We start from the raw sequence: 24,215 nt of genomic DNA, 5'->3' as shown, positions 1-24,215 counted from the left end.
GATTAATCGATTGATTTATCGCCGGACATTTTGATAGGAAACACTTCTTCCAGATCGCCATGCGGACGAGGAATAACGTGTACAGAGACCAGTTCACCGATACGCTGAGCCGCTGCCGCACCTGCGTCAGTTGCTGCTTTACATGCTGCAACATCGCCGCGCACCATGGCTGTTACCAGACCACCGCCGATTTGTTTAACACCGACTAATTTAACGCGTGCTGCTTTGACCATCGCATCGGATGCTTCGATTAATGCAACCAGACCCTTAGTTTCGATCAGTCCTAATGCTTCCATGATATTTTCCTCTCATTGAGATCCCATCAGGGACCGGTTTAAATAACGCTTTCTGCTTCAGTGCGGCGGACAGGTTGTCCGGCCTGAGCTAACTGTGTTTGTGCTACCAGCACCAGTTCAATAATGTCGCGGGCATTACAGCCGCGTGACAAATCATGCACCGGTGCATTTAATCCCTGAATCAGCGGGCCGAGTGCCCGGTAACCGCCGAGACGCTGGGCAATCTTGTAACCGATATTGCCGGCTTCCAGTGACGGAAAGACCATGACATTTGCCCGCCCCTTTAACTCACTGTTCGGGGCTTTTTGCGCAGCGACGCCCGGCACAAATGCCGCGTCGAACTGCAGTTCACCATCCGCCTGTAACTGCGGAGCGCGTGCATGAATGATTTCCACTGCCTGCTGCACCATCGCCACATTAGGATGTTTCGCGCTGCCTGCTGTTGAAAAAGACAACATCGCCACACGCGCGGTTTCACCGGTGATTGCCGTGAAGGTTTCCGCACTGCTCAGCGCAATATCCGCCAGCTGTGCAGAAGTGGGTTGAGGTACGACACTGCAATCAGCGAAACCCAGCACATTGCCTTCCGTTCCCGGCGGCAACATGATGAAAATTGATGATAATGTTTTCACGCCCGGCTTCAGGCCGATGACTTTCAGCCCGGCACGCAGAACAGCGGCGGTTGACGAGATATTCCCCGCCACACACAAATCCGCTTTTCCGGCGGCAACCATCGCGGCACCAAACCACAGCGGCTGACGCATCGCCTCATCCGCATCTTCCGGCGCTTTTTCGCCGAGACGTGCAGTGATGGCATCCGCAAACTCTGCCCGCCACTCATCCGCACTGTCCGGATCAATGGTGGTCAGGCCGTCCATAATGACACCGGTACGCAGCGAGAAATCACGCAGCGCAAACGGGTTCGCCAGCAGGACGGGCTCCGCCAGGCCATTTTGTTTCAGGTAACGGGCTGCGTGGATCACGCGCTCATCCAGCGCATCCGGCAGAACCACCCGCGGCGGGTTAAGTTGTGCCTGCTGACGGCATCGTTCAATGAGCATGTGTTCCCCCTTTCATCAGAGCCTGTTTCAGTGCCGGTGTGGTCATCATGCCGCCTTCGCGGACGACCATCACCATCAGGACATATACCGCGCTGGAGAGGCGGTTAAGCGCCTGCATAATGTCAGGGCGGATGACCTGAAAATAACAATCGATATAAATGCGCGCCGCACTGATTTCCGTTTCACGGACTTTGGTCCGCAGCAGATTCAGCGCCGCCGCATCACGGCCGTGACTCACATCCGGAACGATATGGTCATGACCCAGGTATTTCAGCGGATTATGAGACAGCTTGTGCAGTTCATCCGCGTTCAGGTCAGCAATACTCTGCTCAGCGAGCGGCTCATTGAGCGCATCGGCACGCATAATATTGCCGAGCACAGAGCGGATATCCGCCAGCCAGCCTTTCAGCGGCGTCTGTGCAAATTCAGTCTGTAACCAGACGGCTTCGGCGATAGTGGCATCCAGCGCGGCACGGAACGCCAGACGCGGATCATTTTTCGCCACCATGGTGTGGCCGTTAAGGTGTGTCAGCGTGTCCGGTTTTTTCGCCACCGGCTGATGGCATAATTCGCAGGCCGCGACATCCGCTTTATCCTTACTGGTTAACCCGTGTACCGCTTTCAGGTCAGGGACAGCCGTTTCGGTTTTACCGGATTCATCCGGGGTTTCCACAAACAGACGACCTTGTTTATCCTGAAATTTCACCTGTAAACGGCGGCTTTCGATCAGCTCACGGGCGGATGGTGTCATCCGGCTGTCAGCAGGCAGGTGAATTTCACTGCCGTCGCTCAGCGTAAAGTTATCCCGCAGCCAGTCTTCAGTGATAAAGGTCATGGCGATACCCCTCAGCAATCCTGCCAGTTAGCCGGCCAGGCCACATACAGGAAGCGGACAGTCGATGGTGTGCCGAACTCAATCGCGGAGCCTTTCGGGATAAACATCACATCACCGGCTTTCGCGATCATGGTTTCGCCCTGATGGCGCACATGCAGCTCGCCTTCCAGAACCAGATCCACTTCGTCGTAGTTCAGTGTCCACGGGAAGAATGCGTTTTCCCACTGCATAAACCCGGCAGCCATGCTGCTGTTGTCCTGCGCGGTGATCAGATCCGCAATCCCGACACGGTGCGGACCCGCACCATCGAAATTACCGAATTTAACCGAACTGCTGTCGACCACTTTAATGCCGCCTTTGCCGGTGACACTGCGGTAACTCTGGGTATTCGGGGTATCAGTGTTCTCTTCCGCCGGTTTGAATGCCGCCACTTTCGCTTTAATCTGCGCGATACGCTCCTGCACCACTTTATCGACCAGTTGTGCAATCAGGGTTTCGGTGACATTGCCGTCAGGCAGCTGCGCGATAATGCATTCGCGGATTTTCTGACGCTCTGCGGATGAAATATTGGGTTCTGTTCCGGCGGTTGCTGCCACCGGTGCGGCAGCCGGTGCGCTGTTCTGCGCAGTATCAACCTCACCAATCACAAAGCCCAATTGTTCAGCCACAACATGGGCTTCCGGCGTGACAATGCTCTCTTTCAGCACCACATCCAGACGGGTTTTGCCCGCTGCGTGTGCTTCCCGGATGTCATTGGCCGTTATTAATTTCTTCATCGGATATTCCTCTTATTGGCTGTCGGCAGTGGCCAAAAACTGTTTCACTTTCAGGACGTCATCAGGATTAAGGCTGTTGATGGCAAGCATCGGTTCCTCAAATCCCCGGGTGGAGAGCAGCTCGCGTATTGCCGGTACATCCGCATCCGGTGCATCTGCTTTGCTGATAACCGCAAAGCGGCGCATACGGGGATAAATATCAAGTAATCCGGCAGGGATCCGGCACTCCGGGTTATTTGCCGCGTGGACATAAACCAGCACATCACAATCTGCCAGCGTATTAATCAGCGCGTGGTAGAGACGGGGATGGCTGAAATATTCACCCGGTGTATCAACACTGCCCTCATCATTGAATTCAATCGCCTGTGTTTTCCGGGCAAGGTCAAAATCGCCCTGCAACGCATTGAATAATGTCGTTTTTCCTGCACCCACATCACCCACAAACACAATTCGTTTCATTCAGACGGCATCCTTAACTGCACCCGGCTAACTGCGGGTGATATCACAAATGGCATAACTGAGGAGCTGGCTTAATCCGCGCACTGTCTGGATCAGTGCTTCTTCCACTGCGCCGACAGAGCCGTAAATCACGAGCGCACCGGTAAAACGGTCAAGAAAACCGATTTCCACACTGGCGGCCTTTGTGGCAAGATCACCCGCAATCATCGCGGTTTCACCCGGGGTCAGTGTCATAATGCCGATGGCTTCAGCACCGGGAACCCCGATTTTTTTTGCCAGATCACTGCTCGGATGCGCAATCAGATGCGCCAGCGTGACCTGTTTGCCGGGAACAAATTCCTGGATGATACGTTCCTTTTCCATCGTGCTTACCTCGTCACTCTCCTCATAAGAATTGATTCAATCCTAGTCACACTCTGAAAAAGGGGATAACAAAAATCGGCAACCACGATTAAATGTTGAATCAGATCACTAATTGGCAGAATTGTTAATTTTTAACACCGGGAAAACACAGACATGAAATAGTACGGTCTGACCATGGCGCTATTGTGACAAAAAAGATAAATTCACGAAAAATAAGGTATTCTCATTACGTTATTTTCCGGAAAATAAGAAACGGAACGGTAAAAATATTCACTTGTTAAAACCGGCTCTGATTTTTTATTTCTGTATTTCATTGTGTGAGGTAACTCTCAAATTGACATTATCCCCGTACGGCTCACTTGAACGGAAGATGACACTCACGTAACTTAGAAACCAATCTGGTTTAAACCAAAAATAGAGCAACGAATGAAAAACACACAAACTGCTGCTGATCTTGCCAGAGAACAACTCGATACCCTGCTGAGCAATGGTGCTATCGCCCCCGGCGATAAACTGCCTGCCGAACGTCCGCTGACAGAGCAACTCGGTGTCAACCGGATGTCACTGCGTCAGGCACTGCTCAGTCTGGAAGGTGACGGAAAAATTTTCCGTAAAAACCGCAGTGGCTGGTTCGCGGCACTGCCGAAATTTAATTACAACCCGAAATCGCCGGCGAGTTTCAACCAGGCAGCCAAAGCGCAGGGCCGTCTGCCGTCGTGGGAATACACCGATAAACAGCTGCTCACCGGCGCACCGGCAGATATTGCTGCGGCACTGGGGCAGACAGCCGGAGAACCGGTTTGCTGTATCAGCGGATGGGGCGCACTGGACGGACACAAAGTCTTCTGGCACCAGACGTACATCAATCCGTCCGTTGCCCCGGATTTTGCGGAGAAACTGGATAACCACTCTTTTGCGGCCATCTGGGAAAACGAATATAACATCATCACAACGACAGCCCGGCTGGCCTTTAAGCCGGTACGCATGCCGGAAGCAGCCAGTAAGGCTATCGGCTGTACCGCAAACTCCCCGGGTATCCGGGTGGAAAAATACCGTTGTGATGAAGCACATAACATTGTTCAGATCGACATTGAATACTGGCGGTTTGAATCTGTTTATTTTTTTGTTGAGCTTTAGACACAGGAATCTGAATTATGAATACTGATGACGCCCGCCGGATAATTGAACGTGCAGATACGTTACCGTTATATCTGCATGCTTACGCTTATCATCTGAATATGCGTTTTGAAAAAATATTACCGGGTGATTTACTTGATATCGCAAACGAACATCATTTGCCGGGCGTCAAAATACATGTGCTGGATGGTGAAACCCAATCACTTTCCGCCATGACAGATGATCAGCTTGCGGTATTTGCAGAGAAAGCAAAACGTTATCATCTCGATATTAATATTGAAACCAGTGCGTCTGATAATAAAACTCTCGATGAAGCCATCAGAATCGCATTAAAAACCGGCGCAAGCTCTGTCCGGTTTTATCCGCGTTATGAAGGGGCGCTGTCTGATGTATTGCGCCTGATTGCCGCCGATATCCGGTATTTAAAAGAACATTATCAGCACAGCGGACTGACATTTGTTCTGGAACAACATGAAGATTTAAAAGGCCATGAACTGGTCAGTCTGATCAAAGACGCTGATTTTCCTGAACTGACACTGTTATTCGATTTCGGCAACATGATTAATGCCTGCGAATTACCGATGGATGCCCTGGCAGATATGCAGGAATACATTACCCAGGTACATATTAAAGATGCGGTTATTCTGGAAGAAGGTGACGGTTTCGGCCATAAAGCCTGCCGTTCCGGAGAAGGCAATCTGCCGTTTAAAGACATGCTCCGCGCCCTGATTTGTCTGGGTGAGGATAAACCACAGGTTATTTCTTACGGTCTTGAAGAGGAGGTGGATTATTACGCACCGGCGTTCCGTTTTAAAAATGAGGGCAATGACCCGTGGATTCCGTGGCGTCAGATGAGTGAAACACCATTACCGGAAACTGAAATAGCAGAACGTCTTGCCGGTGAAAAAAAGGATGCTGTTAATCAAATCCACTATGTCCGGAAAATAATTAATGAATTAAAAACAGAGGCAGCCAGGATCATCAGTAAATAAACGCATCTGACACAAACACAGCATTTTAAAATAACATTTCATACTGACTGAGAATATTTCATTCTCAGGCGGGAGGCACTATGCTTGACAAAAAAAGATGGGCTATTTTCAGCTTATTGGTTTTATGCGGCGGTACTATCTATAAATTACCGTCACTGAAAGATGCATTTTATGTTCCGATGCAGGAATACTTTCATCTGACAAACGGTCAGATTGGTAATGCGATGTCAGTAAACTCAATTGTCACCACTATCGGCTTCTTTCTGTCTATTTATTTTTCTGATAAATTGCCGCGCCGCCTGACAATGTCATTTTCATTAATTGCCACCGGGTTACTGGGTGTTTATTTATCAACGATGCCGGGCTACTGGGGTATTTTATTTGTCTGGGCGTTATTCGGTGTCACCTGCGACATGCTCAACTGGCCGGTATTATTAAAGTCTGTCAGCCTGCTCGGTAACAGCTCACAACAGGGCCGTATTTTCGGTTTTTTTGAAACCGGCCGTGGTGTGGTCGATACTGTCGTCGCATTCTCTGCACTCGCGGTATTTGCCTGGTTCGGCAGCGGCTATCTCGGATTTAAAATGGGGATTTTATTTTATTCCGGAATGGCCATTATTATCGGCGGCATTATTCTGCTGTTCCTGAAAGATGACAAATCTGTTGTGACCGAAAAGACAGATAAAAAAGAGACTACTGAAAAAGCCGGTGTCGGCAGTGTATTAAAAGACCGTACCGTCTGGCTGATCGCCCTGAGTATTTTCTTTGTTTATGCGGTTTACTGCGGATTAACCTTTTTCATTCCGTTCCTCAGTAATATTTATGCGCTGCCGATTGCATTGGTGGGGATCTACGGTGTTATTAACCAATATTGCCTTAAAATGGTCGGCGGACCTATCGGCGGACTTATTGCAGATAAGATTTTACAGTCACCGACCAGATACCTGTTTTACACCTTTATCCTCAGCGTCATTGTGCTGGTAACCTTTATTTTTCTGCCGCATGAAAGCATGCCGGTTTATCTGGGCATGGTCTGCACATTAGGTTTCGGTACAATCGTCTTTACCCAGCGCGCTATTTTCTTTGCGCCTATCGGTGAAGCCAATATCAAAGAATCCAATACCGGTGCCGCGATGGCTCTCGGCAGTTTCATCGGCTACGCCCCTGCGATGTTCTGTTTCAGCCTGTATGGCCATATTCTGGATAGTTATCCGGGTATGACCGGTTATAAAATTGTCTTTGGTCTGATGGCGTTGTTTGCGTTCTGCGGGGCTTTCGCTTCCGGTATTTTAATTATCAGTATCAAAAAACGTAAAGCACTGACCGCTGCTGCCGTTCAGTAATTTTTCCTCTGTCTCTGATATGCCGCAGCCGGTCTGCGGCATATCCCGCTCTTTTACCTACCACCAGAGAGGTATTGACAAAAAATAATCAAACCTTTGTTTTATACAAGCTGAATTGATTAAGCTGCATTTGATATACATCAATGAGAAAAACCCGGATCGCCGTATTTTTAGCCTTAATCCACACAAAATCTGAGGCTGAAATGAGCAACGTCAAGTTAGCAATCATCGGTAACGGCATGGTCGGCCATCGCTTTACCGAAGAGCTTACCGATAAAGCGGGCGCCGGACAGTTCGATATCACCGTATTCTGCGAAGAGCCGCGTGTCGCTTATGACCGCGTGCATCTTTCCTCCTATTTTTCTCATCATACGGCAGAAGAATTATCGCTGGTCAAACCCGGTTTTCATGAAAAACACAATATTACCGTTTTGACCAATGAGCGGGTGATCACCGTTAACCGGCAGGAAAAGGTGCTGCACACCAACACCGGCCGTACGGTACATTATGACAAGCTGGTGATTGCGACCGGCTCTTATCCGTGGGTTCCGCCGATCAAAGGCAGTGATACCCGCGACTGTTTTGTTTACCGGACAATTGAAGATCTCAATGCGATCGAAGCCTGTGCCCGCCGCAGCCGTAAAGGTGTGGTGATCGGTGGTGGTCTGCTGGGGCTGGAAGCCGCCGGGGCCCTGAAAAATCTGGGTATTGAAACCCATGTTATTGAGTTTTCGCCGGTCTTAATGGCAGAACAGCTCGATGCGCTCGGCGGCGAACAGCTGAAGCAGAAAATTGAGCGGATGGGTGTGAGGGTACATACCGGTAAAAACACCACGGAAATCACCGCATCCGATAACGGAGAGAGCCGCAAGGTGCTGCATTTTGCCGACGGTTCATCGCTGGAAACCGATTTTGTCGTTTTCTCCACCGGGATACGCCCGCGTGACCGCCTTGCCCGCCAGTGCGGACTGGCTGTCGCGGAGCGCGGCGGCCTGGTGATCAACGATCAGTGTCAGACATCCGACCCGGATGTGTATGCTATCGGGGAATGTGCGTCATGGCACGGCAGGACTTACGGACTGGTGGCGCCGGGCTACAAAATGGCGCAGGTGGCGGCGGATCATCTGCTGGGGCAGGATAATCAGTTTACCGGCGCGGATATGAGTGCAAAACTGAAACTGCTGGGTGTGGATGTCGGCGGCATCGGCAATACACATGCGACAGATAACGGCTGCCACAGTTATATTTATCTTGATGAAGCCAATGAGATTTATAAACGGCTGATCGTCAGTGATGATAATAAATATCTGCTGGGTGCGGTGCTGGTCGGGGATACTGAAGATTACGGTAATCTGCTGCAACTGGCACTGAACCGCATCGAACTGCCGGAAAACCCGGATGTTCTGATCCTGCCTGCCCACGCCGGCAGTAAACCGGCAATCGGCGTGGAGTCCCTGCCGGACAGCGCGCAAATCTGCTCCTGTTTTGATGTCACCAAAGGGGACATTATTCAGGCCATTCATAACGGCTGCCAGACGGTGGCGGATATCAAAGCGGAAACCAAAGCCGGAACCGGCTGCGGCGGATGTGTTCCGCTGATCACACAGGTACTGAATGCCGAACTGACCAATCTGGGTATTGAGGTGAATCATCACCTCTGTGAGCATTTTGCGTATTCACGCCAGGAGTTGTATCACCTGATCCGTGTGGAAAAAATCAGTACGTTTGATGAATTACTGGCCCGCTACGGTGAAGGCTACGGCTGTGAAGTGTGCAAACCAACTATCGGTTCCCTCCTCGCCTCCTGCCGGAATGATTATATTCTGCGGGACGATCTGGTGTCATTACAGGATACCAACGATAACTTCCTCGCCAATATGCAGAAAGACGGCACCTATTCCGTGATCCCGCGCTCGCCGGGCGGTGAAATCACCCCGGAAGGCCTGCTGACCATCGGTCAGATTGCGCAGGAATATCATCTGTATACCAAGATTACCGGCTCACAGCGCATTGCGATGTTCGGGGCGCAAAAGCAGGATTTACCGGCTATCTGGGAAAAACTGATCGCCGCCGGATTTGAAACCGGGCACGCCTATGCCAAGGCTCTGCGGATGGCGAAAACCTGTGTCGGTACAGCCTGGTGCCGGTTCGGGGTCGGTGACAGCACCGCGCTGGGCGTTGAGCTGGAGCACCGTTATAAAGGTATCCGCACCCCGCATAAAATGAAGTTCGGCATTTCGGGTTGTACCCGCGAATGTTCGGAAGCACAGGGAAAAGATATCGGGATTATCGCCACCGACAAAGGCTGGAACCTGTATGTCTGCGGAAACGGCGGGATGAAACCACGCCACGGTGATCTGCTGATGGCCGATCTCGATAAAGAGACGCTGATAAGCTACATCGACCGCTTTATGATGTTCTACATCCGCACCGCCGATAAACTCAGCCGGACATCCACCTGGCTGGAAAACCTCGACGGCGGGATTGATTATCTGCGCGATGTGATTGTCAGCGACAAACTCGGGCTGAATGCACAGCTGGAGCAGGAACTGGCGCAACTGCGTGAAAAAGTCATCTGCGAATGGCAGGAAACAGTGAACAACCCGCATGCCCGCAAACGCTTCAGCCACTTTGTTAACAGCCCGCTGCCGGACCCGGATGTTCAGATGGTAAGTGAGCGCTTACAACATCGTCCGGCCAGACCGGAAGAGCGGATTGCTGTCACACTGATCGGAGAGGAATAATCATGAGTCAATGGATAACCGTTTGTCAGGTCAGTGATATCACTCCCGGAACCGGCGTGTGTGCACTGGTTGGTGATGCTCAGGTAGCGCTGTTTCGTCCTTATCCGGACGACCGTATTTTCGCCCTGAGTAATATCGATCCCTTTGCGCAGGCCAGCGTGTTGTCGCGCGGATTAATTGCGGAACATGACGGTGAACTGTGGATTGTCAGCCCGCTGAAAAAACAGCGCTTCCGGCTGACTGACGGACTGTGCGCCGAAGATGCCGCGTATTCCGTTGCCCGTTTTGCCGTTAAGGTGACGGACGGTACGGTGAGTGTTTCCGCTGTACCGCAATAATCCCCGTACAAAAAAAAGCGCAAAATGACTGAGGACATTTTGCGCTTAATACATATTACATGACACATAAAAACTGATTTTTATTGTTGCGCGGTACCGGTATCCCCTGTACCGCGCCTGTCTTGTTTATTCTGAACGCCCGGTCAGGCTGATGTTGCCTGTGACACCGGAGGTTCAATAACTGACTTTGGTTTTCCGCGGCAGCCTTCACCGTAGTGCTCACCTTCCCAGCGGCCGACCATTGCAGCACCGATAGCGTTACTCATCACGTTAGTGGCTGAACGACCCATGTCGAGGAACGGATCCACACCCATCAGCAGAATCAGACCCGCTTCCGGAATGTTGAACTGGTTCAGCGTCGCCGCGATAACCACCAGAGACGCACGCGGTACACCGGCCATCCCTTTGGATGTCAGCATCAGAATCAGCAGCATGGTAACCTGCTCACCCATAGACAGGGTGATGTTACATGCCTGAGCGATAAAGATAACTGCGAAAGAACAGTAAGCCATTGAACCGACAAGGTTAAAGGAATAACCGATTGGCAGTACGAAGCTGGCGATCTTGTTGGAAACACCGAACTCTTCCAGTTTTTCCAGGGTACCCGGGAATGCCGCTTCAGAACTTGATGTGGTGAATGCCAGCAGTGCAGGTTCAGTGATACCTTTGGTCAGACGGAAGATACAACGACCGACAACCAGAGCAGCCAGACCAATCAGAATCACCCACAGCATCGCCAGTGTGAAGTAGAATTCACCCATGAAGATACCGGCACTGACCAGTACACCCAGACCACGCTCGGCGATCATACCGGAGATAGCGGCAAATACGGTCAGCGGAGCAAACAGCATGACGTAGCCGGTTAATTTCAGCATCAGGCTGACGAGGGATTCCAGCACATTCACAATCGGCAGGCCTTTCTCACCGATAGCGGAGAGGCTGATACCCATAAAGATTGAGAATACAACGATTTGCAGAATTTCGTTACGCGCCATTGCATCAACGATACTGGTCGGAATCGCATGAGCAATAAAGGTTTTGAAGGAGAAAGGAACAGGTTCCACTATACCTTCAACCGCAGCAGCAGTATCCGCAACGAAGTTAATACCTGCGCCCGGCTGGAACAGGTTAACAATAACCAGACCTAACAGGATTGAGATAAAAGATGCGCAGATAAATAAGAACAGTGTTTTAGAGAAAACACGACCTAACGTTTTCGCATCACCCATTTTCGCAATACCAACAACCAGTGTTGATATAATCAATGGAGCGATAATCATTTTAATCAGTCGTAAGAAGATATCAGTAATAATAGAGATATCTTTTGCATAGACCTTATTAAATTCAGCGGATGCCATTTCGTTAAAGCTGAAGCCGACAATCACACCGATAATAAGGCCAATGACTATCCAAGTGGTTAAACTCTTCGATTTCATAATAATTCCATTCTGTGTTGGGTCGCATTTATTCTCAACTTACTTAATATCCTCTGAAATTTTATTTCAGTTATTTTTACCCAGCCTTCCGTGGCTTTAAATATTAAATAAATTTATACAACACACTGAGAAAAATGACGATTTCTGTTTCTGAAATCGATGCGGAGTACAGGAAAGCCCCGTACGCCACATCGAGTTGTCGTACTAATGAGATATTGAATGACTGATATTGTTAAATATCAAATTCCATTTTTAATAAAGGCGCGTGTTGCTGGGCACCATAAACATCGGTATCTCCGACAGCACCAGAAACAATATGTCTCGGCATTACAATTTTCACAGCATTCGCCGGGTCAAACCAGACAATATTATCGATAAAGTCAGGTTTCACACAATACAGACCGGCAACTAAGTCTTTATTAAATTGTTTTGAATTTTTTACCGCGGTATAAGTTTCTTTATCCTTGAATAAAATATCCATCACAATTTCATACGGACCGGAGTTTTTAGAACGCACAACTTTGGCTAATTCTAAAATTGACTTTTTCATTTCGCCACTCCTTCAGGTGTTACATTCTCCATACGGAACTGGAATTTAATATCCGGGGTGTATTCCATCAGATGATAGATGGAGAACTCATACACTTTACCGGCACGGATATCCGACGGAGAGAACGGGAAGGCTAAGTTGCCCGCGGTGGCGATACGGCCATCATACCCGTAGTGCAGCATAGTGGAACGTGCCAGGGAACAGATACTGTCCGCCTGCTCCTGAGTCGGAGCAACAACATCCAGTAAAATACCCAGCTCATAACTCTTGGTGACAGTTTCAGGTTCTGCGTCACCCATCACACCGTTTTTACCGTACAGATGGAAATTCATTTTCACGGTATCAGGGTCGATGCTGAGGTTTTTCTCAACACTTTTACGCACTTCCACCAGAATCTTATCCATACCGGCGATCATGATAGGGTCATGCGTACCGGCGATAGTGATGGTGCGGTAACCGACCGGACGTGCTGCTTCCAGTTTAACGGTATACGGTGTTGATACATGGCGTGAACCGGTTACACGAACCTGTCCGTTACCCAGATCTTCAAACTTACACTCTTTCAGATCCAGCACGCCGCCCGGTCCCGGTAATACATACGGGTTGGATTTCTCATACAGGGTGTGAGCCGCTGCTGAGGTGTCCGTAAATTTACGGATCGGGTTGAATGCTTTCAGGGTGAAACCGGTTTCGTCGATAATCCCCATCGCACAGTCGGAACCGGAACCCGGGGTGGCTGCGATTGCAGCACACTCCAGAATCTTACCGCAGTGCAGTGCCAGACCTTCGTCAAACCCTTTCATAATCGGCAGAGCCGCGAAGCAGCAAGGGTCATAAGCACGACCGGCCAGTACCACCTGAGCACCGGCGGCCAGTGCTTCCTGGAATGGCTCAACACCCATCTGAGCAACGATATAAGTACTTTCGTCGATCACTTCATGCGTCAGTTCAGGCACGAAAGCCAGCGGCGTGATTTTGCCTGCATCCAGCGCTTCGTGAACGGTTTTCTTCTCAACATCCGCAGGGATCAGGGCCATCTTGAATGACAGACCTTCTTCCTTTGCCAGTTCCAGAATGATTTCACGGCACCATTCCAGATGAGGCTGTGCACCTGAACCACCGGCAGTACCGATGACAACCGGAATATTGTTTTTCACACCCGCTTTCAGCATATAGCGCAGGTCGCGTTTTACCCCGGCACGGTCGGTAAAGGCTTTACCGGAACCGAGGTAGTGAGGACCCGGGTCAGAAGACCCGGCGTCGACAGCGATAAGATCCGGCGATTCTTCCATCGCCTTCATAAAACTCTCTTCCGGAAATCCGTACCCCAGGATGGCAGTAGGGGACAGGATTTTAAATGTCCTGGACATAATGCTTCCTTATGCTTTCGCTTTCAGTACAGCCAGTGTGCGGTTCATTTCGTTATGAACGATGTTCATGCCTTCATCAAAGCCCATGCCCGGCTTGATCAGCATACGCATCGGACGTGTTGCAATCGCGATATGCACACAGGTACGCGCACTGACGTCGGTTTCGTTACAGGTACCGCCCTGGTATGCTTCCATACCGTGTTTCTGGCAGTACAGCACCGCGTCAGCGATATTGTGAACAGAACCCAGGTCAGGAGTTTTGATCTGAACCATGTCGCAGCAGCCGGCATCGGTGAAGTCGATGATGTCCTGACAGGTGTTACACCATTCGTCAGCAACGATTTTCACTTTGGAGCCCAGTTTTTTCAGGTGATCCATAATGCCTTTCATCAGGCGGATCTGGTCTGGTTTGTTACCCGCATCAACCGGACCTTCGATGTACAGTTCCAGATCACCGGCCTGCTCCTGCAGACTTGCGATATATTCTGCGCAGCGAATCGGATCTTTGTCGAAAATTAAACCGATAGTGCCGTAAACGTCGATATGCAGTGACGGTTTGTAAGTGTCTTCAGTGCGTAACTCAACGATACGCTTGGCCAGCCACTCAACATAAGCGCGCAGTTTTTCACCCTGACGGCCCAGTTTTTCATCCACGTTGTTGATAAGGCCGTGCGGCAGAACGTCAACGTGTTTGAGGATCATTTTGTCCACAGCGTTGTAGCGGTCATCACCACTCTGACCAAACAGAGGGATTGGGTCAGCCACAACCGGCAGATGCCATTCGTCACACACGACTTCTGCTTTCAGGCGGTTGCTTGCCAGCGCGGTGGCGTCGAGCAGAGCCTGGGACAGACCATAACGGATAGCGGTATGCAGTTGTTTGCCTTCCACTTTCAGTTCATCGAAGAACTTAGCGTTGTTGCGGAACTCACTGACATCACGGCCTTCCAGCAGCGGTTTGATGTGTTTTTCCAGGAACGGAATGAAGTTTTCCGCCAGGAATAACGGGTCACGGCCACCTGCACCGGAGTACTGAACCGCGGCACAGTCACCCATCGCCACAGAACCGTTTTCCAGGATTAACTGGACTGACACACACTCACCTGCCTGACGCACTGCGGTAAAGCCCGGAGTGACCGGCTTACCGGTGTAAACGAAACCGTCGTGACCTGCGCCGTCTTTAATAGCCTGCTGGTCGTCAAAATAGAAGGATGAGTTACCCGCTGTGAACAATGCCTGTTTAATTTTCATTATGGTCTTCCTACTAATTTACTGTGAGATACTGCGTTAATATCATCAATAATCATCTGGAATGAAGCTTCACGACCCTCTTCGCGGGCACGCTCGGCAACGAAATCATGGTGCATAGACAGAACATCATCCGGCAGCGGAACCGCGCCTGCATCGAACACACGGATTGCGCCGTTGTTGTCACGGATAGGCAGCATTTTTCCGGAGTTACACATCGCAGGTGCGAACGGAATATCCAGAACACCGGCTTCGAATGCGCGGACAGTACCGACTGCAATATCGCCGTTACCCAGTTCAAGGACTTTCTTCATTACTGCGCGGACTTCACGTTTAATCAGTTCCACTTCCAGATCCACGTCTTTGCACGGCGGGAATTTCTGGTCACGGACCATGTTCAGCATCTGGTTAGAGGCACGCAGACCCTGGCAGTTTGCTTCAGCGGTCGGGATACCGAATGCTTCATGCGGAGATTTGGTGATGACTTTGGTTGCACCGGACATACCGGCAACCGCCGCACCCCAGGAAATCACTGCTGCCGCACGGGATTCATCTTCAGGGAAACCACCCATCCACTGGTGGAATACAGTACTCAGTTCATAATCTTCGTAGCCGTAAGCACGGAAGTATTCATGAGACAGTTCACGCAGGGAGCGGATTGCCGCGATATCCTGCACTAAGTTACCGACCTGACCGTAACCGACGGTGATGGATTTAACGCCCTGCTCCAGCGCTACCAGACCTTCGATAATAGCCACAGTGTGGGAGATAAATGGCGGGATCAGCGTACCGGTTAACGGACCGAATGGTTCGCGGTTGATACGGATACCGTTTTCTTCATATAAACCGATAACGCGGTCGCAGTACTGCCAGTCACGGATAGATTTTTCCAGGGTGACGCGTTTTGCGTAAGGGATGTTATAAGAGATACCACCGCCTTCGTAACTGGTGAAACCACTCGCCATGGAGATTTCACACAGCAGACGTGCATCCGGAGTCCCGTGACGGATCTGCAGTGGTTTATCCAGAGATTCAGTGATGTGGCGGCAGGCTGCAACACCGTGGTTAACAACCGGCAGACCGTTCAGTTTAGAGGTACCGGCCTCAACAGATTTCTGGATACCGACAGCCGCTTCTTCATAACGGTTCAGACGGGTATACGCATCGATAGTGGTCGGCAGCAGGTCACACTCTTTCTGCAGTTTTTTCAGCAGCTCAATGTGCTCTTCGATTAACGCAACACCTGCACGCGGCTGGCTTAATGTGATGCCATCGCGGTCAGCTTCGAATAATTTTTTGGCAAAGTTTTTATCTTCAGAGATAGTCGCCTGATATTTGACGCCATCTTCAAAGTTTTCCACGTCTTTCCCTGTCACCCAGGTCTTTAATACGTCTTTGCGCTCGGCCATAAAGTCGTCGATTGCAATTTTTTTATTCTTCAGTTCCATTTAATGGCTCCAATAATCTTGCTATCTGGTCAAAATCTGCACGCCGGTCTGAGCTGCTGCTTTCGGATACCGGCAGGCGACGTTGGCTAACAGAGGAAGTAACCCTTGTGAATCCCGGTAGTACTCAAATTCATCCGGCAGCAGAATCTGACGGCCTTTGTTATCGAATTTGCGGTACCGCATATACTGTTTGATGTTAAAATCAGCGGGCCGCGACAACCAGCCGCCGGTACCGATGATTTTTCTGACCCGTGATAAATCACGGCCAATCTGCAAATCCACTGTACCTGCACAGGTGGTCACCTGCTGTTTTGTGCCCGCATGGCGTTCAGTCCCCAGTGCGACACAAATCCCGGCTAACAGATGGTCGTAAACACGTTCTTCGTCTGTCTGCGGCAGGTAATCAGGGTGCTCATTGACGTAACGGGTGTAGCGGTAAAAGGCATCCAGCTGCTCCGGATGATTCACAAACTGCGCTTCGGCTAATTCACGGCCTGCCTCACCGGCGATCACCGCCGAAACACGCATGCCAAGGTCACCTTCCACAGTCCGCTTCACTTTCGGCTCCGGAATTCCGTGTAAAATGGTATCCGGCAGTAAGCTGTTGTTGCAGGACGAATAGATATCCGTCGTTGCGCCACCCATATCCATCAGCACAAACTCTTCCCAGCCGGGAACGTTGTCACGGATTTGCTGTACTAACTCAAAGACAGAGAATGGTGTCGGACGCGGCTCTTCGCCGGTCTGTTCAACAATGACGTCCAGTCCCTTGCCCTTCACAATCTTCTTCAGAAAGATGTCACAGATAGCTTTACGCGCATCAAACGGGTTCGGACTATCCAGACTTGGTAAAATGTTATCAACGACAGTCAGTTCTTTATGGCCGAGGATCTCAGCAATATCGTCCTGAATATCACGGTTACCCGCATAAATGATGGAGCAGTTCAGATCGGATTCCGCCAGCATTTTCGCGTTTTGTAATCCGTATCCGACATCTCCGCCATCCGTCCCGCCGGTGAACAGGAAAATATCCGGGGGTGTCTGTTCGAGTTTGCGGATGTCAGTCCGGTTGAGCTTGTACGCAAAGTGCTGAGACACTTTTGCGCCCGCTGAGTGAGCAGTAACTTTTGCTGACTCAAGGGTTATCGTCGGAACCAGACCCAGTGCCGCTACCGCTAACCCGCCTTTGGCGGAAGAGGAATAGTTAATGTTAACTTTCCCGGCTTCCAGTAAAGGACGTGCATCGGACACATTGAGGATTTTATTCAGTACAGTGAAAAATCCGTCTGCCAGATGCTCTATCGTCGTGGGGGTCAGGGCATAATTTTTTAATTCAATATGATCATCACTTCCCACGTCGAACACGGCACCTTTTGTCCAGGTTGAACCGATATCTATCGAGACGTTGATCATTACGCGGTCATTCCTTCTTTACGTGCCGGGCTTTTTTCAATGTCTTTTTTCATGACATCGCAGACATATTCCAGATCTGTGTTCGGGAAGAACACACGGTTAAAGCCCATGTCACAGAATTTTTTCTCGATTTCAGCCGGTTCCTGTTTACCGATAACCAGGTTGCCGCCGACATACAGAAGAATGTCACCCAGACCACGTTCGATGCAGCGATCACGCATACCTAAACAGTCCACTTCACCGTGACCGTAAATAGAAGAAACAATGATTGCCTGCGCACCGGTTTCAATGGCAGCATCGATATATTCATCCTGGCTGACCATGACACCCAGGTTAATCACATTAAAATTGTGCTGAGAAAACACGCGATCTAAAACTTTGTTACCGACGGCATGGCAATCGGCACCAATTACACCCATAACAATGGTAGGCTTCTGCATGATATACCTCTAAATAAACTGAATATTCGGAATTAAAGTTAAAACAAAACCGGTTAAATCCGCTTGGTATTAATTAAGAAAGTATCTAAGTACAAATCTGGTATTCATCCCTATTTAATTCCTTAACTTTCCACTGATGATAATGTGCAATTCAGGGAGTTTAAAAACAATTGATATAAAGTAAGGATATCTTGCAAAAACGGAATGGTTTTAAGCGGAGGATAAAACAAGATACAGATCACACTTAAATTCCCTTTAAAATCAAATGAATACCATTAAAAACAACAAACAAAAACTTTAATTAACAATTATTTAAACCTAATGATAAATAAATCAATCCTGATTTTGTGATCATCGTTATATTATTAAAGTCAACATAAATAGCAATTAATTTTTAATGTTTAAACTATATTTTATAGTATATTCCATATGAATATATTTTGATAAATAATGACGAAATAGTGTGACGTGCATCTTATTTAAGTATGTAACAAGATGCCACAGATAAATAAAAAAATAAATGATGCAAAAAAGTAAATACTTTATTATTAATATGATAATTCTGCTGATTTACTTTTGTTATTATGACACTGAAATAAGCCATTCAGCTCACATAATTACCCCGGAACCGCTATTACGGTGCCGGGATTTTATTTTTTCAGCGGATTCCGTGCTCTTCGGTAAACTGCGCCAGCAGATAATTGAGATAATCTGTCAGCAGTTCATCATCTTCCAGCGGCAGGAGTTGTTCCAGGGCGGTGTCGGTAAAGAATTTCTGCCAGAACAGCCGTTTGGCATCCCGGGAGGCCGGGGTGGCTTTCACCTGTTCACGCAGCCGTGCGGCGGCGCGGAGTTTCACCGGTGCATCCGCCGGAATGGCCTGCATAACACGGTGTTTCAGGAACTGTGTATAGACAGGATTTCCGCCGCAGGTCAGCGCAATCTGAACCGGCGGCACATCGATAGTGGCCGGAGAGATAAATGAGGCGCTTTCCGGCGCGTCAGTGACGTTGCAGAAGCAGTGGCGGGCATTGGCCTGTTCCAGCACCTGCTGATTGATTTCCGGCGAGTCGGTGGCGGCAAACACCAGCCAGCACGCCTGCGGCCACAGTGCCGCATCAAAGGCAGCTTCTGTCAGGGTCAGGTGAGGATTTTCCGCCAGTGCGGTGAAATCACCGTGGAAACCGGGCGCAATGACGGTGACATGGGCCCCGGCCTGTAACAGCGTGCGGCATTTATGAGCGGCGACTTCCCCTCCCCCCACAACCAGGCAGGTCTTTCCCTGTAAATCACAAAACAGCGGATAACGCAGCATAGAGTCTCCTTTGCAGACAGCGTCAGAATCAGTTGTCTGAATCATATCCTGCCCGTTGCCGGGATGCAGCAAAGCGGCGCGTACTTTGTGGTACCGCGCGGTAAATAAAGGAGGAAAATACTCAGCACCGGGGCCGGGGTTGATAACCGGCAAAACAAAAAGTCGCTGTAAACACTTCCCTGTGCGCTCAGGCGCGTCATCCGTGACGCGCATGCTTTTCGTTTCTTTGCCTTTTACAGTACGGACGTTTGCTATTAATAAAGAGAGGAAAATACTCAGCACCGGGGCCGGGGCTGATAACCGGCAAAACGAAAAGTCGCTGTAAACACTTCCCTGTGCGCTCAGGCGCGTCATCCGTGACGCGCATGCTTTTCGTTTCTCAGCCTTTTACAGCACGGACGTTTGCTATTAATAAAGAGAGGAAAATACTCAGCACCGGGGCCGTGGCTGATAACCGGCAAAACGAAAAGTCGCTGTAAACACCTCCCTGTGCGCTCAGGCGCGTCATCCATGACGCGCATGCTTTTCGTTTCTTTGCCGCTTATCTGCCTTTTACTTTGACATGATGAAAATTCAGGATATTCAATATCATTTCGCAGGTGTCAGGACGTTAAATAAAAAGTGACTCAGGAGTCATCTGCTAAATTATTCAATTTGCAGCAAGGCGGCAAACGAAAGAAACCGGGGAGCATACATCAGTATGTGACCCGGTTTATTGAGTGCAGCCAACACGGCTGCGGATTGAAGAAAAATCAGCACGCAGGTCATCTGCTAAATTATTCAATTTGCAGCAAGGCGGCGAATGAAAGAAACCGGGGAGCATACATCAGTATGTGACCCGGTTTATTGAGTGCAGCCAACACGGCTGCGGATTGAAGAAAAATCAGCACGCAGGTCATCTGCTAAATTATTCAATTTGCAGCAAGGCGGCGAATGAAAGAAACCGGGGAGCATACATCAGTATGTGACCCGGTTTATTGAGTGCAGCCAACACGGCTGCGGATTGAAGAATGACGCAGATAGGAATACTCAAAATCATTCGGTCTGTGGCAAGGCGGCAAAGTGAAGATGATCGGGGAGCATACACCAGTATGTGACCCGGTCAGCTGAACGAAGCCAACACAGCCACAGGCTGAAGGATGATGAGTATTAGCGGACGCCGCCCGGCGTCATACTCACCTCATGCACCTGAGGGTAGAATCTGTCCAGCTGATGCCGCTGTATCCAGTCATAAATAAAATCTTTGTCGTGCAGAGTGTCATCATAGATAAGCCCGGCCACGCTGCCGCTGTGTGCGACATTCAGGCCGTAGATCTTTCCTTTATCTGCGAGGGCGTGCAGTTCGCTGAAACCGGGTTTGGGCAGCAGATCCTGGCTGGCGATGGCGCTCAGAGTGGCCGCTTCGCCCAGGCGCTGCGGATCATGCTGCTCACAGGCAGCGGTAAGCTGTTTCCAGGCCAGAGCAAGCAGAGGTTCCCGTGCCAGCAGGGTGGCCCGGCGGTCACGTTTGTGGAAATCCTCGGTCAGCACCACATCCGGGCTTTCCAGCAGCAGCAGTTTCAGATCCGGCGCCCAGCCGAGTGATATCTGAGTCTGAGCGGTCTGGTGGTCAAACAGCGTCAGGGAGGAAAACAGTGTGCTGTCTGTCGGTTCAACCGCCACGCAGAGTTCCGCAAGGGTTTCCGGTGATAATTCATGGCCGTAAAAACGCGCGGTCGCCTGAGCGGTGGCCGCAATATCCGCCGTACTGCTGGCCAGCCCTTTGCCGACAGGGATGGTGGATTCATATTCGATCCGCAGCATACCGGTGGCTTCCGGCACGATATCCAGATGTTTCAGCACCCGTTCGAGCATCTGCCGCATACGGGGCCGTTCCAGTCCCAGCGGTACGCCCTCTTCCACAGAAACATAGCTGTACCAGTTGATGGGACAGGAAACCAGTTTTTCGCTCCCGAGGATCCATCCCTGCAACAGCTCTCCGCAGGATGCCGGACAATGTGCCTCAGCCATGTTGAAATACCTGTTTTAATGCGCCGATAAGATGACGGTTTTCCGCCTGACTGCGGACAGCGATCCGGTAGTAAGAGCCATCCAGTCCCGGGTAATTCTGACAGCGGCGGATCAGCAGCTTATATTTGAGCAGGGCAGACTGAAGTTCCACACCGTTAAGACAGCGGATAAAGATATAGTTCGCCACCGGCTGCCGGATTTTCAGCAGCGGGAACTGCCGCAGTTCATTACACAGATACTCCCGCTGTGCGGCAATAAAGTCCTGAGTTTTGCGGATATAGTTTTCATCATCCAGCAGCACCTCACCCACCAGCGCCGCCAGGCCGTTGATCGTCCACGGCTCACGCCAGGCTTTCAGATTGCTGATGATATGGCTGTCACCGCACAGCAGATAGCCGAGACGCAGACCCGGGATCGCAAAGAATTTGGTCAGTGACCGTAACAGATAAAGGTAGCGGGTTTCCGGCAGACGTGCTGTCAGCGGTGATCCTTCCGGCATAAAATCAATAAAGGCTTCATCAACAATCAGATGAATATGGCGGGATTCGCACAGTGATACCAGTTTGTGCAGCAGCGCGGTATCCGGCATCAGGCCGGTCGGGTTATTCGGCGTGGCAATAAAGACGCAGTCCGGCCGGCGTGCTTCAATATCCGCCAGCAGGGATTCATCCGGCTGAAAATCATTTTCTTCTGTCAGGGCGTGTTCGATGATATCGCAGCCCTGTTGTTCCAGTGCTCTGCGGTATTCGGCAAATCCGGGGGTTAATAATAAGGCACAGTGCGGATTGAGATGACGCACCAGTGAGTAAATCAGTTCCGTCTCTCCGTTACCGGCAATGACCTGCCCGAGTTCACATCCCGCGCCACGGGCCAGTGCGGCATGCAGATAGCGGTATTCAATATCCGGGTAGCGTTCAATAACAGACAGATTGTCGCGGATGATGGCTTTAACCCTCTCGGGCGGCCCCAGCGGATTAATATTGGCACTGAAATCGAAGATAGATGCGGGTGAGATCCCGAGGAGCTCAGCCACCTCTACCACATTACCACCGTGTTCGCTCATAGCCTCCTCCAAATGTAAGGGCTGCACACAGAATCATCTGCATACAGCCGGATGCTTATTATTTTAAGGATAACACTATGACGCAGCTTCTAATGGCGCTTCCTGCGTAATATCAATTTGTGTGGCGGCAAATGCCAGAATCTGGTGCAGATTCACCACATTGCCGACAACAATCAGCGCCGGCGGATGTAATTTATGGCGCGCCGCTTCTTCCGGTAATGTGGCGAGGGTGGCCGTGACCACCTGCTGACGCTGCTGGCTGGCATACATCACCACGGCTGCCGGCGTATCCGGTGATTTTCCGCCGTCGATCAGCAACTGACTGATTTCAGCCAGACGGGTCATTCCCATCAGGATAACCAGTGTGCCGTTAAGGGCAGCCAGTGCATTCCAGTTCTGCGGCTCATTCCCCTGACACATATGTCCGGTAACCACATGGAAGCTTGATGCGTGATCGCGGTGAGTGACCGGAATGCCTGCATATGCCAGTCCGCCGATAGAAGAACTGATGCCGGGGATAACTTCAAAATCGAGGCCGTTCTCCGCCAGGGATTCGGCTTCTTCGCCGCCGCGCCCGAACACATACGGGTCACCGCCTTTCAGGCGCACCACATTTTTACCTTCTGCGGCATATTTTACCAGAATGGCATTGATTTCTTCCTGCGGCACCGGATGGTGATTCGGCGTTTTACCGACATTTATAATTCTGCAGTCAGCCGGGGCACAGGCGATCAACTCAGGATTGACAAGACGATCATGCACCAGCACTTCGGCATGACGTATACAGTGAAGTCCCTTTACGGTAATTAATGATGCATCTCCGGGTCCGGCTCCGACCAGCCATACTTTACCTTTGCTCATTTTATTGCCTTATCAATCAGATTAATCAATATGAAAAAATCACATCATTTTATTAGTTATGCACAATACCTGGTGACGATAAAAAGCACTATTTATTAATGATGTTTTGTCGTTGTACAGCAGTATTAATTACCCGCGAACTTTATTCTTTGATCTATTCACGATAAATACGTAATAAAAACAATTCTGTTTAATATTTTGCATTATTAAATAATTACAGAAAAAAATATATGACTGACATCCCAATAATACGTTCACGCAACGGAAGAGTTCATGAAAAAAAATCAAGTATAACAATCACTTCCAACAGACTGAAATGATTAACTTTTTACATTTACCTCATAAAAACAGGTTATTATACGTAACAAGATAATCTCTATATCAGAAATTATCATTAACAAATAATAAAAACAAGATCATTTAATTAACATATTTGCATATGTTTATAAAAATAAAATAGTTGCTTTTTATTTATCTTGATCACAAATCAAGTATTTATGTGAAGAAACTCACAAACTGTAATAAGCAGATATATAAAAACAGCATTTTATGTTTTATTAAAAACAAATATAAATAGCCGAAAGAAAATTACTATATCAAAAATCGGCAATGTTAATTAAATGATCATAACATTTTCATGTTGTAGTTCGGCAATATTTTGTACTGCTTATGATCATGAAAATAAAAAGACAGTTAACCGGGTTAATCTGATTAACC

22 protein-coding genes are annotated in these 24,215 nt (G+C 49.5%); 5 read left to right on the top strand and 17 right to left on the bottom strand.

The genetic code is table 11. From position 1 onward, the window contains the following. Positions 1–2: 2 nt before the first annotated feature. From eutM to eutS, 6 genes are read right to left on the bottom strand one after another with little or no spacing between them, the layout of a single operon-like run. Entirely contained in the window at positions 3–296 is a 294-nt protein-coding gene (gene eutM / locus JC793_RS03255; protein WP_004236103.1) for an ethanolamine utilization microcompartment protein EutM, read from the bottom strand. 38 nt (positions 297–334) lie between these two features. Next, complete coding sequence (pta, locus tag JC793_RS03250) at positions 335–1,357, bottom strand: phosphate acetyltransferase (protein WP_046892024.1); 1,023 nt, start codon at positions 1,355–1,357, stop codon at positions 335–337. After that, positions 1,347–2,192, bottom strand: a complete 846-nt coding sequence (eutT, locus tag JC793_RS03245) for an ethanolamine utilization cob(I)yrinic acid a,c-diamide adenosyltransferase EutT (RefSeq protein WP_046892023.1) — start codon at positions 2,190–2,192, stop codon at positions 1,347–1,349. The genes pta and eutT overlap by 11 nt, the downstream gene beginning before the upstream one ends. Before the next feature lie 11 nt (positions 2,193–2,203). After that, entirely contained in the window at positions 2,204–2,968 is a 765-nt protein-coding gene (eutQ, locus tag JC793_RS03240; protein ID WP_046892022.1) for an ethanolamine utilization acetate kinase EutQ, read from the bottom strand. 12 nt (positions 2,969–2,980) lie between these two features. Further along, positions 2,981–3,427, bottom strand: coding sequence for a EutP/PduV family microcompartment system protein (eutP, locus tag JC793_RS03235; protein WP_046892021.1), 447 nt, complete (start codon positions 3,425–3,427; stop codon positions 2,981–2,983). A 27-nt stretch (positions 3,428–3,454) separates the two neighbouring features. Then, positions 3,455–3,790 carry an ethanolamine utilization microcompartment protein EutS gene (eutS, locus tag JC793_RS03230; RefSeq protein WP_166707040.1) on the bottom strand — a complete coding sequence of 112 codons (336 nt, stop codon included), beginning with the start codon at positions 3,788–3,790 and terminating at the stop codon, positions 3,455–3,457. 426 nt (positions 3,791–4,216) lie between these two features. Here eutS and JC793_RS03225 point away from each other — a divergent pair, with 426 nt between their 5' ends. The 5 genes from JC793_RS03225 (at position 4,217) to nirD (ending at position 10,344) form a co-directional block, all read left to right on the top strand. Next, positions 4,217–4,927 (top strand): UTRA domain-containing protein, encoded by a 711-nt coding sequence (locus tag JC793_RS03225; RefSeq protein WP_166707039.1) that lies wholly within the window; start codon positions 4,217–4,219, stop codon positions 4,925–4,927. Between the two features lie 17 nt (positions 4,928–4,944). Beyond that, positions 4,945–5,919 (top strand): sugar phosphate isomerase/epimerase family protein, encoded by a 975-nt coding sequence (locus tag JC793_RS03220; protein ID WP_218427465.1) that lies wholly within the window; start codon positions 4,945–4,947, stop codon positions 5,917–5,919. Positions 5,920–5,999: 80 nt separating this feature from the next. Next, the gene (locus tag JC793_RS03215; RefSeq protein WP_182107493.1) at positions 6,000–7,262 is read left to right on the top strand and encodes an MFS transporter; all 1,263 of its coding nucleotides are present in this window, start codon (positions 6,000–6,002) and stop codon (positions 7,260–7,262) included. 203 nt (positions 7,263–7,465) lie between these two features. After that, positions 7,466–10,006 (top strand): nitrite reductase large subunit NirB, encoded by a 2,541-nt coding sequence (gene nirB / locus JC793_RS03210; RefSeq protein ID WP_052927126.1) that lies wholly within the window; start codon positions 7,466–7,468, stop codon positions 10,004–10,006. A gap of 2 nt (positions 10,007–10,008) precedes the next feature. Beyond that, positions 10,009–10,344: a nitrite reductase small subunit NirD gene (nirD, locus tag JC793_RS03205; RefSeq protein WP_052927083.1), complete on the top strand. Its 336-nt coding sequence runs from the start codon at positions 10,009–10,011 to the stop codon at positions 10,342–10,344. A gap of 143 nt (positions 10,345–10,487) precedes the next feature. Here the strand turns inward: nirD and JC793_RS03200 are convergent, their stop codons facing one another. From JC793_RS03200 to cobA, 11 genes are all read right to left on the bottom strand, one after another. After that, positions 10,488–11,780: a dicarboxylate/amino acid:cation symporter gene (locus JC793_RS03200; protein WP_166707036.1), complete on the bottom strand. Its 1,293-nt coding sequence runs from the start codon at positions 11,778–11,780 to the stop codon at positions 10,488–10,490. Positions 11,781–12,012: 232 nt separating this feature from the next. Continuing rightward, positions 12,013–12,330 (bottom strand): DUF4387 domain-containing protein, encoded by a 318-nt coding sequence (locus JC793_RS03195; RefSeq protein ID WP_004236121.1) that lies wholly within the window; start codon positions 12,328–12,330, stop codon positions 12,013–12,015. Continuing rightward, positions 12,327–13,700, bottom strand: a complete 1,374-nt coding sequence (locus JC793_RS03190) for an acyclic terpene utilization AtuA family protein (protein ID WP_046892014.1) — start codon at positions 13,698–13,700, stop codon at positions 12,327–12,329. The genes JC793_RS03195 and JC793_RS03190 overlap by 4 nt, the downstream gene beginning before the upstream one ends. Positions 13,701–13,709: 9 nt before the next feature. After that, positions 13,710–14,951, bottom strand: coding sequence for a methylaspartate ammonia-lyase (locus tag JC793_RS03185; protein WP_046892013.1), 1,242 nt, complete (start codon positions 14,949–14,951; stop codon positions 13,710–13,712). After that, positions 14,951–16,396, bottom strand: a complete 1,446-nt coding sequence (locus tag JC793_RS03180; RefSeq protein ID WP_107679479.1) for a methylaspartate mutase subunit E — start codon at positions 16,394–16,396, stop codon at positions 14,951–14,953. Before JC793_RS03180 ends, JC793_RS03185 begins: the two co-directional genes overlap by 1 nt. A gap of 21 nt (positions 16,397–16,417) precedes the next feature. Next, entirely contained in the window at positions 16,418–17,809 is a 1,392-nt protein-coding gene (glmL, locus tag JC793_RS03175; protein ID WP_218427463.1) for a methylaspartate mutase accessory protein GlmL, read from the bottom strand. Beyond that, positions 17,809–18,249, bottom strand: coding sequence for a methylaspartate mutase subunit S (gene glmS / locus JC793_RS03170; protein ID WP_046892010.1), 441 nt, complete (start codon positions 18,247–18,249; stop codon positions 17,809–17,811). Before glmS ends, glmL begins: the two co-directional genes overlap by 1 nt. Before the next feature lie 658 nt (positions 18,250–18,907). Then, on the bottom strand, positions 18,908–19,609 hold the full coding sequence (locus JC793_RS03165) for a precorrin-2 dehydrogenase/sirohydrochlorin ferrochelatase family protein (RefSeq protein WP_247717311.1): 702 nt from the start codon (positions 19,607–19,609) through the stop codon (positions 18,908–18,910). Positions 19,610–20,713: 1,104 nt separating this feature from the next. Beyond that, positions 20,714–21,574 carry a GHMP family kinase ATP-binding protein gene (locus JC793_RS03160; protein ID WP_218427461.1) on the bottom strand — a complete coding sequence of 287 codons (861 nt, stop codon included), beginning with the start codon at positions 21,572–21,574 and terminating at the stop codon, positions 20,714–20,716. Next, entirely contained in the window at positions 21,567–22,637 is a 1,071-nt protein-coding gene (gene cobD, locus JC793_RS03155) for a threonine-phosphate decarboxylase CobD (RefSeq protein ID WP_046892007.1), read from the bottom strand. The genes JC793_RS03160 and cobD overlap by 8 nt, the downstream gene beginning before the upstream one ends. A 75-nt stretch (positions 22,638–22,712) precedes the next feature. After that, positions 22,713–23,498: a uroporphyrinogen-III C-methyltransferase gene (gene cobA / locus JC793_RS03150; RefSeq protein WP_046892006.1), complete on the bottom strand. Its 786-nt coding sequence runs from the start codon at positions 23,496–23,498 to the stop codon at positions 22,713–22,715. Positions 23,499–24,215 lie beyond the last annotated feature (717 nt).

The sequence above is a fragment of the Morganella morganii genome (assembly GCF_019242955.1).
Classification (GTDB): Bacteria; Pseudomonadota; Gammaproteobacteria; order Enterobacterales; family Enterobacteriaceae; genus Morganella; species Morganella sibonii.
This window is presented reverse-complemented; position numbering and strand designations above follow the sequence as displayed.

What these genes read in the sequence shown, in the direction of transcription:
- eutM (WP_004236103.1), bottom strand. Translation starts at nt 296, where the DNA reads ATGGAAGCATTAGGACTGATCGAAACTAAGGGTCTGGTTGCATTAATC.
- pta (WP_046892024.1), bottom strand. Translation starts at nt 1,357, where the DNA reads ATGCTCATTGAACGATGCCGTCAGCAGGCACAACTTAACCCGCCGCGG.
- eutT (WP_046892023.1), bottom strand. Translation starts at nt 2,192, where the DNA reads ATGACCTTTATCACTGAAGACTGGCTGCGGGATAACTTTACGCTGAGC.
- eutQ (WP_046892022.1), bottom strand. Translation starts at nt 2,968, where the DNA reads ATGAAGAAATTAATAACGGCCAATGACATCCGGGAAGCACACGCAGCG.
- eutP (WP_046892021.1), bottom strand. Translation starts at nt 3,427, where the DNA reads ATGAAACGAATTGTGTTTGTGGGTGATGTGGGTGCAGGAAAAACGACA.
- eutS (WP_166707040.1), bottom strand. Translation starts at nt 3,790, where the DNA reads ATGGAAAAGGAACGTATCATCCAGGAATTTGTTCCCGGCAAACAGGTC.
- JC793_RS03225 (WP_166707039.1), top strand. Translation starts at nt 4,217, where the DNA reads ATGAAAAACACACAAACTGCTGCTGATCTTGCCAGAGAACAACTCGAT.
- JC793_RS03220 (WP_218427465.1), top strand. Translation starts at nt 4,945, where the DNA reads ATGAATACTGATGACGCCCGCCGGATAATTGAACGTGCAGATACGTTA.
- JC793_RS03215 (WP_182107493.1), top strand. Translation starts at nt 6,000, where the DNA reads ATGCTTGACAAAAAAAGATGGGCTATTTTCAGCTTATTGGTTTTATGC.
- nirB (WP_052927126.1), top strand. Translation starts at nt 7,466, where the DNA reads ATGAGCAACGTCAAGTTAGCAATCATCGGTAACGGCATGGTCGGCCAT.
- nirD (WP_052927083.1), top strand. Translation starts at nt 10,009, where the DNA reads ATGAGTCAATGGATAACCGTTTGTCAGGTCAGTGATATCACTCCCGGA.
- JC793_RS03200 (WP_166707036.1), bottom strand. Translation starts at nt 11,780, where the DNA reads ATGAAATCGAAGAGTTTAACCACTTGGATAGTCATTGGCCTTATTATC.
- JC793_RS03195 (WP_004236121.1), bottom strand. Translation starts at nt 12,330, where the DNA reads ATGAAAAAGTCAATTTTAGAATTAGCCAAAGTTGTGCGTTCTAAAAAC.
- JC793_RS03190 (WP_046892014.1), bottom strand. Translation starts at nt 13,700, where the DNA reads ATGTCCAGGACATTTAAAATCCTGTCCCCTACTGCCATCCTGGGGTAC.
- JC793_RS03185 (WP_046892013.1), bottom strand. Translation starts at nt 14,951, where the DNA reads ATGAAAATTAAACAGGCATTGTTCACAGCGGGTAACTCATCCTTCTAT.
- JC793_RS03180 (WP_107679479.1), bottom strand. Translation starts at nt 16,396, where the DNA reads ATGGAACTGAAGAATAAAAAAATTGCAATCGACGACTTTATGGCCGAG.
- glmL (WP_218427463.1), bottom strand. Translation starts at nt 17,809, where the DNA reads ATGATCAACGTCTCGATAGATATCGGTTCAACCTGGACAAAAGGTGCC.
- glmS (WP_046892010.1), bottom strand. Translation starts at nt 18,249, where the DNA reads ATGCAGAAGCCTACCATTGTTATGGGTGTAATTGGTGCCGATTGCCAT.
- JC793_RS03165 (WP_247717311.1), bottom strand. Translation starts at nt 19,609, where the DNA reads ATGATTCAGACAACTGATTCTGACGCTGTCTGCAAAGGAGACTCTATG.
- JC793_RS03160 (WP_218427461.1), bottom strand. Translation starts at nt 21,574, where the DNA reads ATGGCTGAGGCACATTGTCCGGCATCCTGCGGAGAGCTGTTGCAGGGA.
- cobD (WP_046892007.1), bottom strand. Translation starts at nt 22,637, where the DNA reads ATGAGCGAACACGGTGGTAATGTGGTAGAGGTGGCTGAGCTCCTCGGG.
- cobA (WP_046892006.1), bottom strand. Translation starts at nt 23,498, where the DNA reads ATGAGCAAAGGTAAAGTATGGCTGGTCGGAGCCGGACCCGGAGATGCA.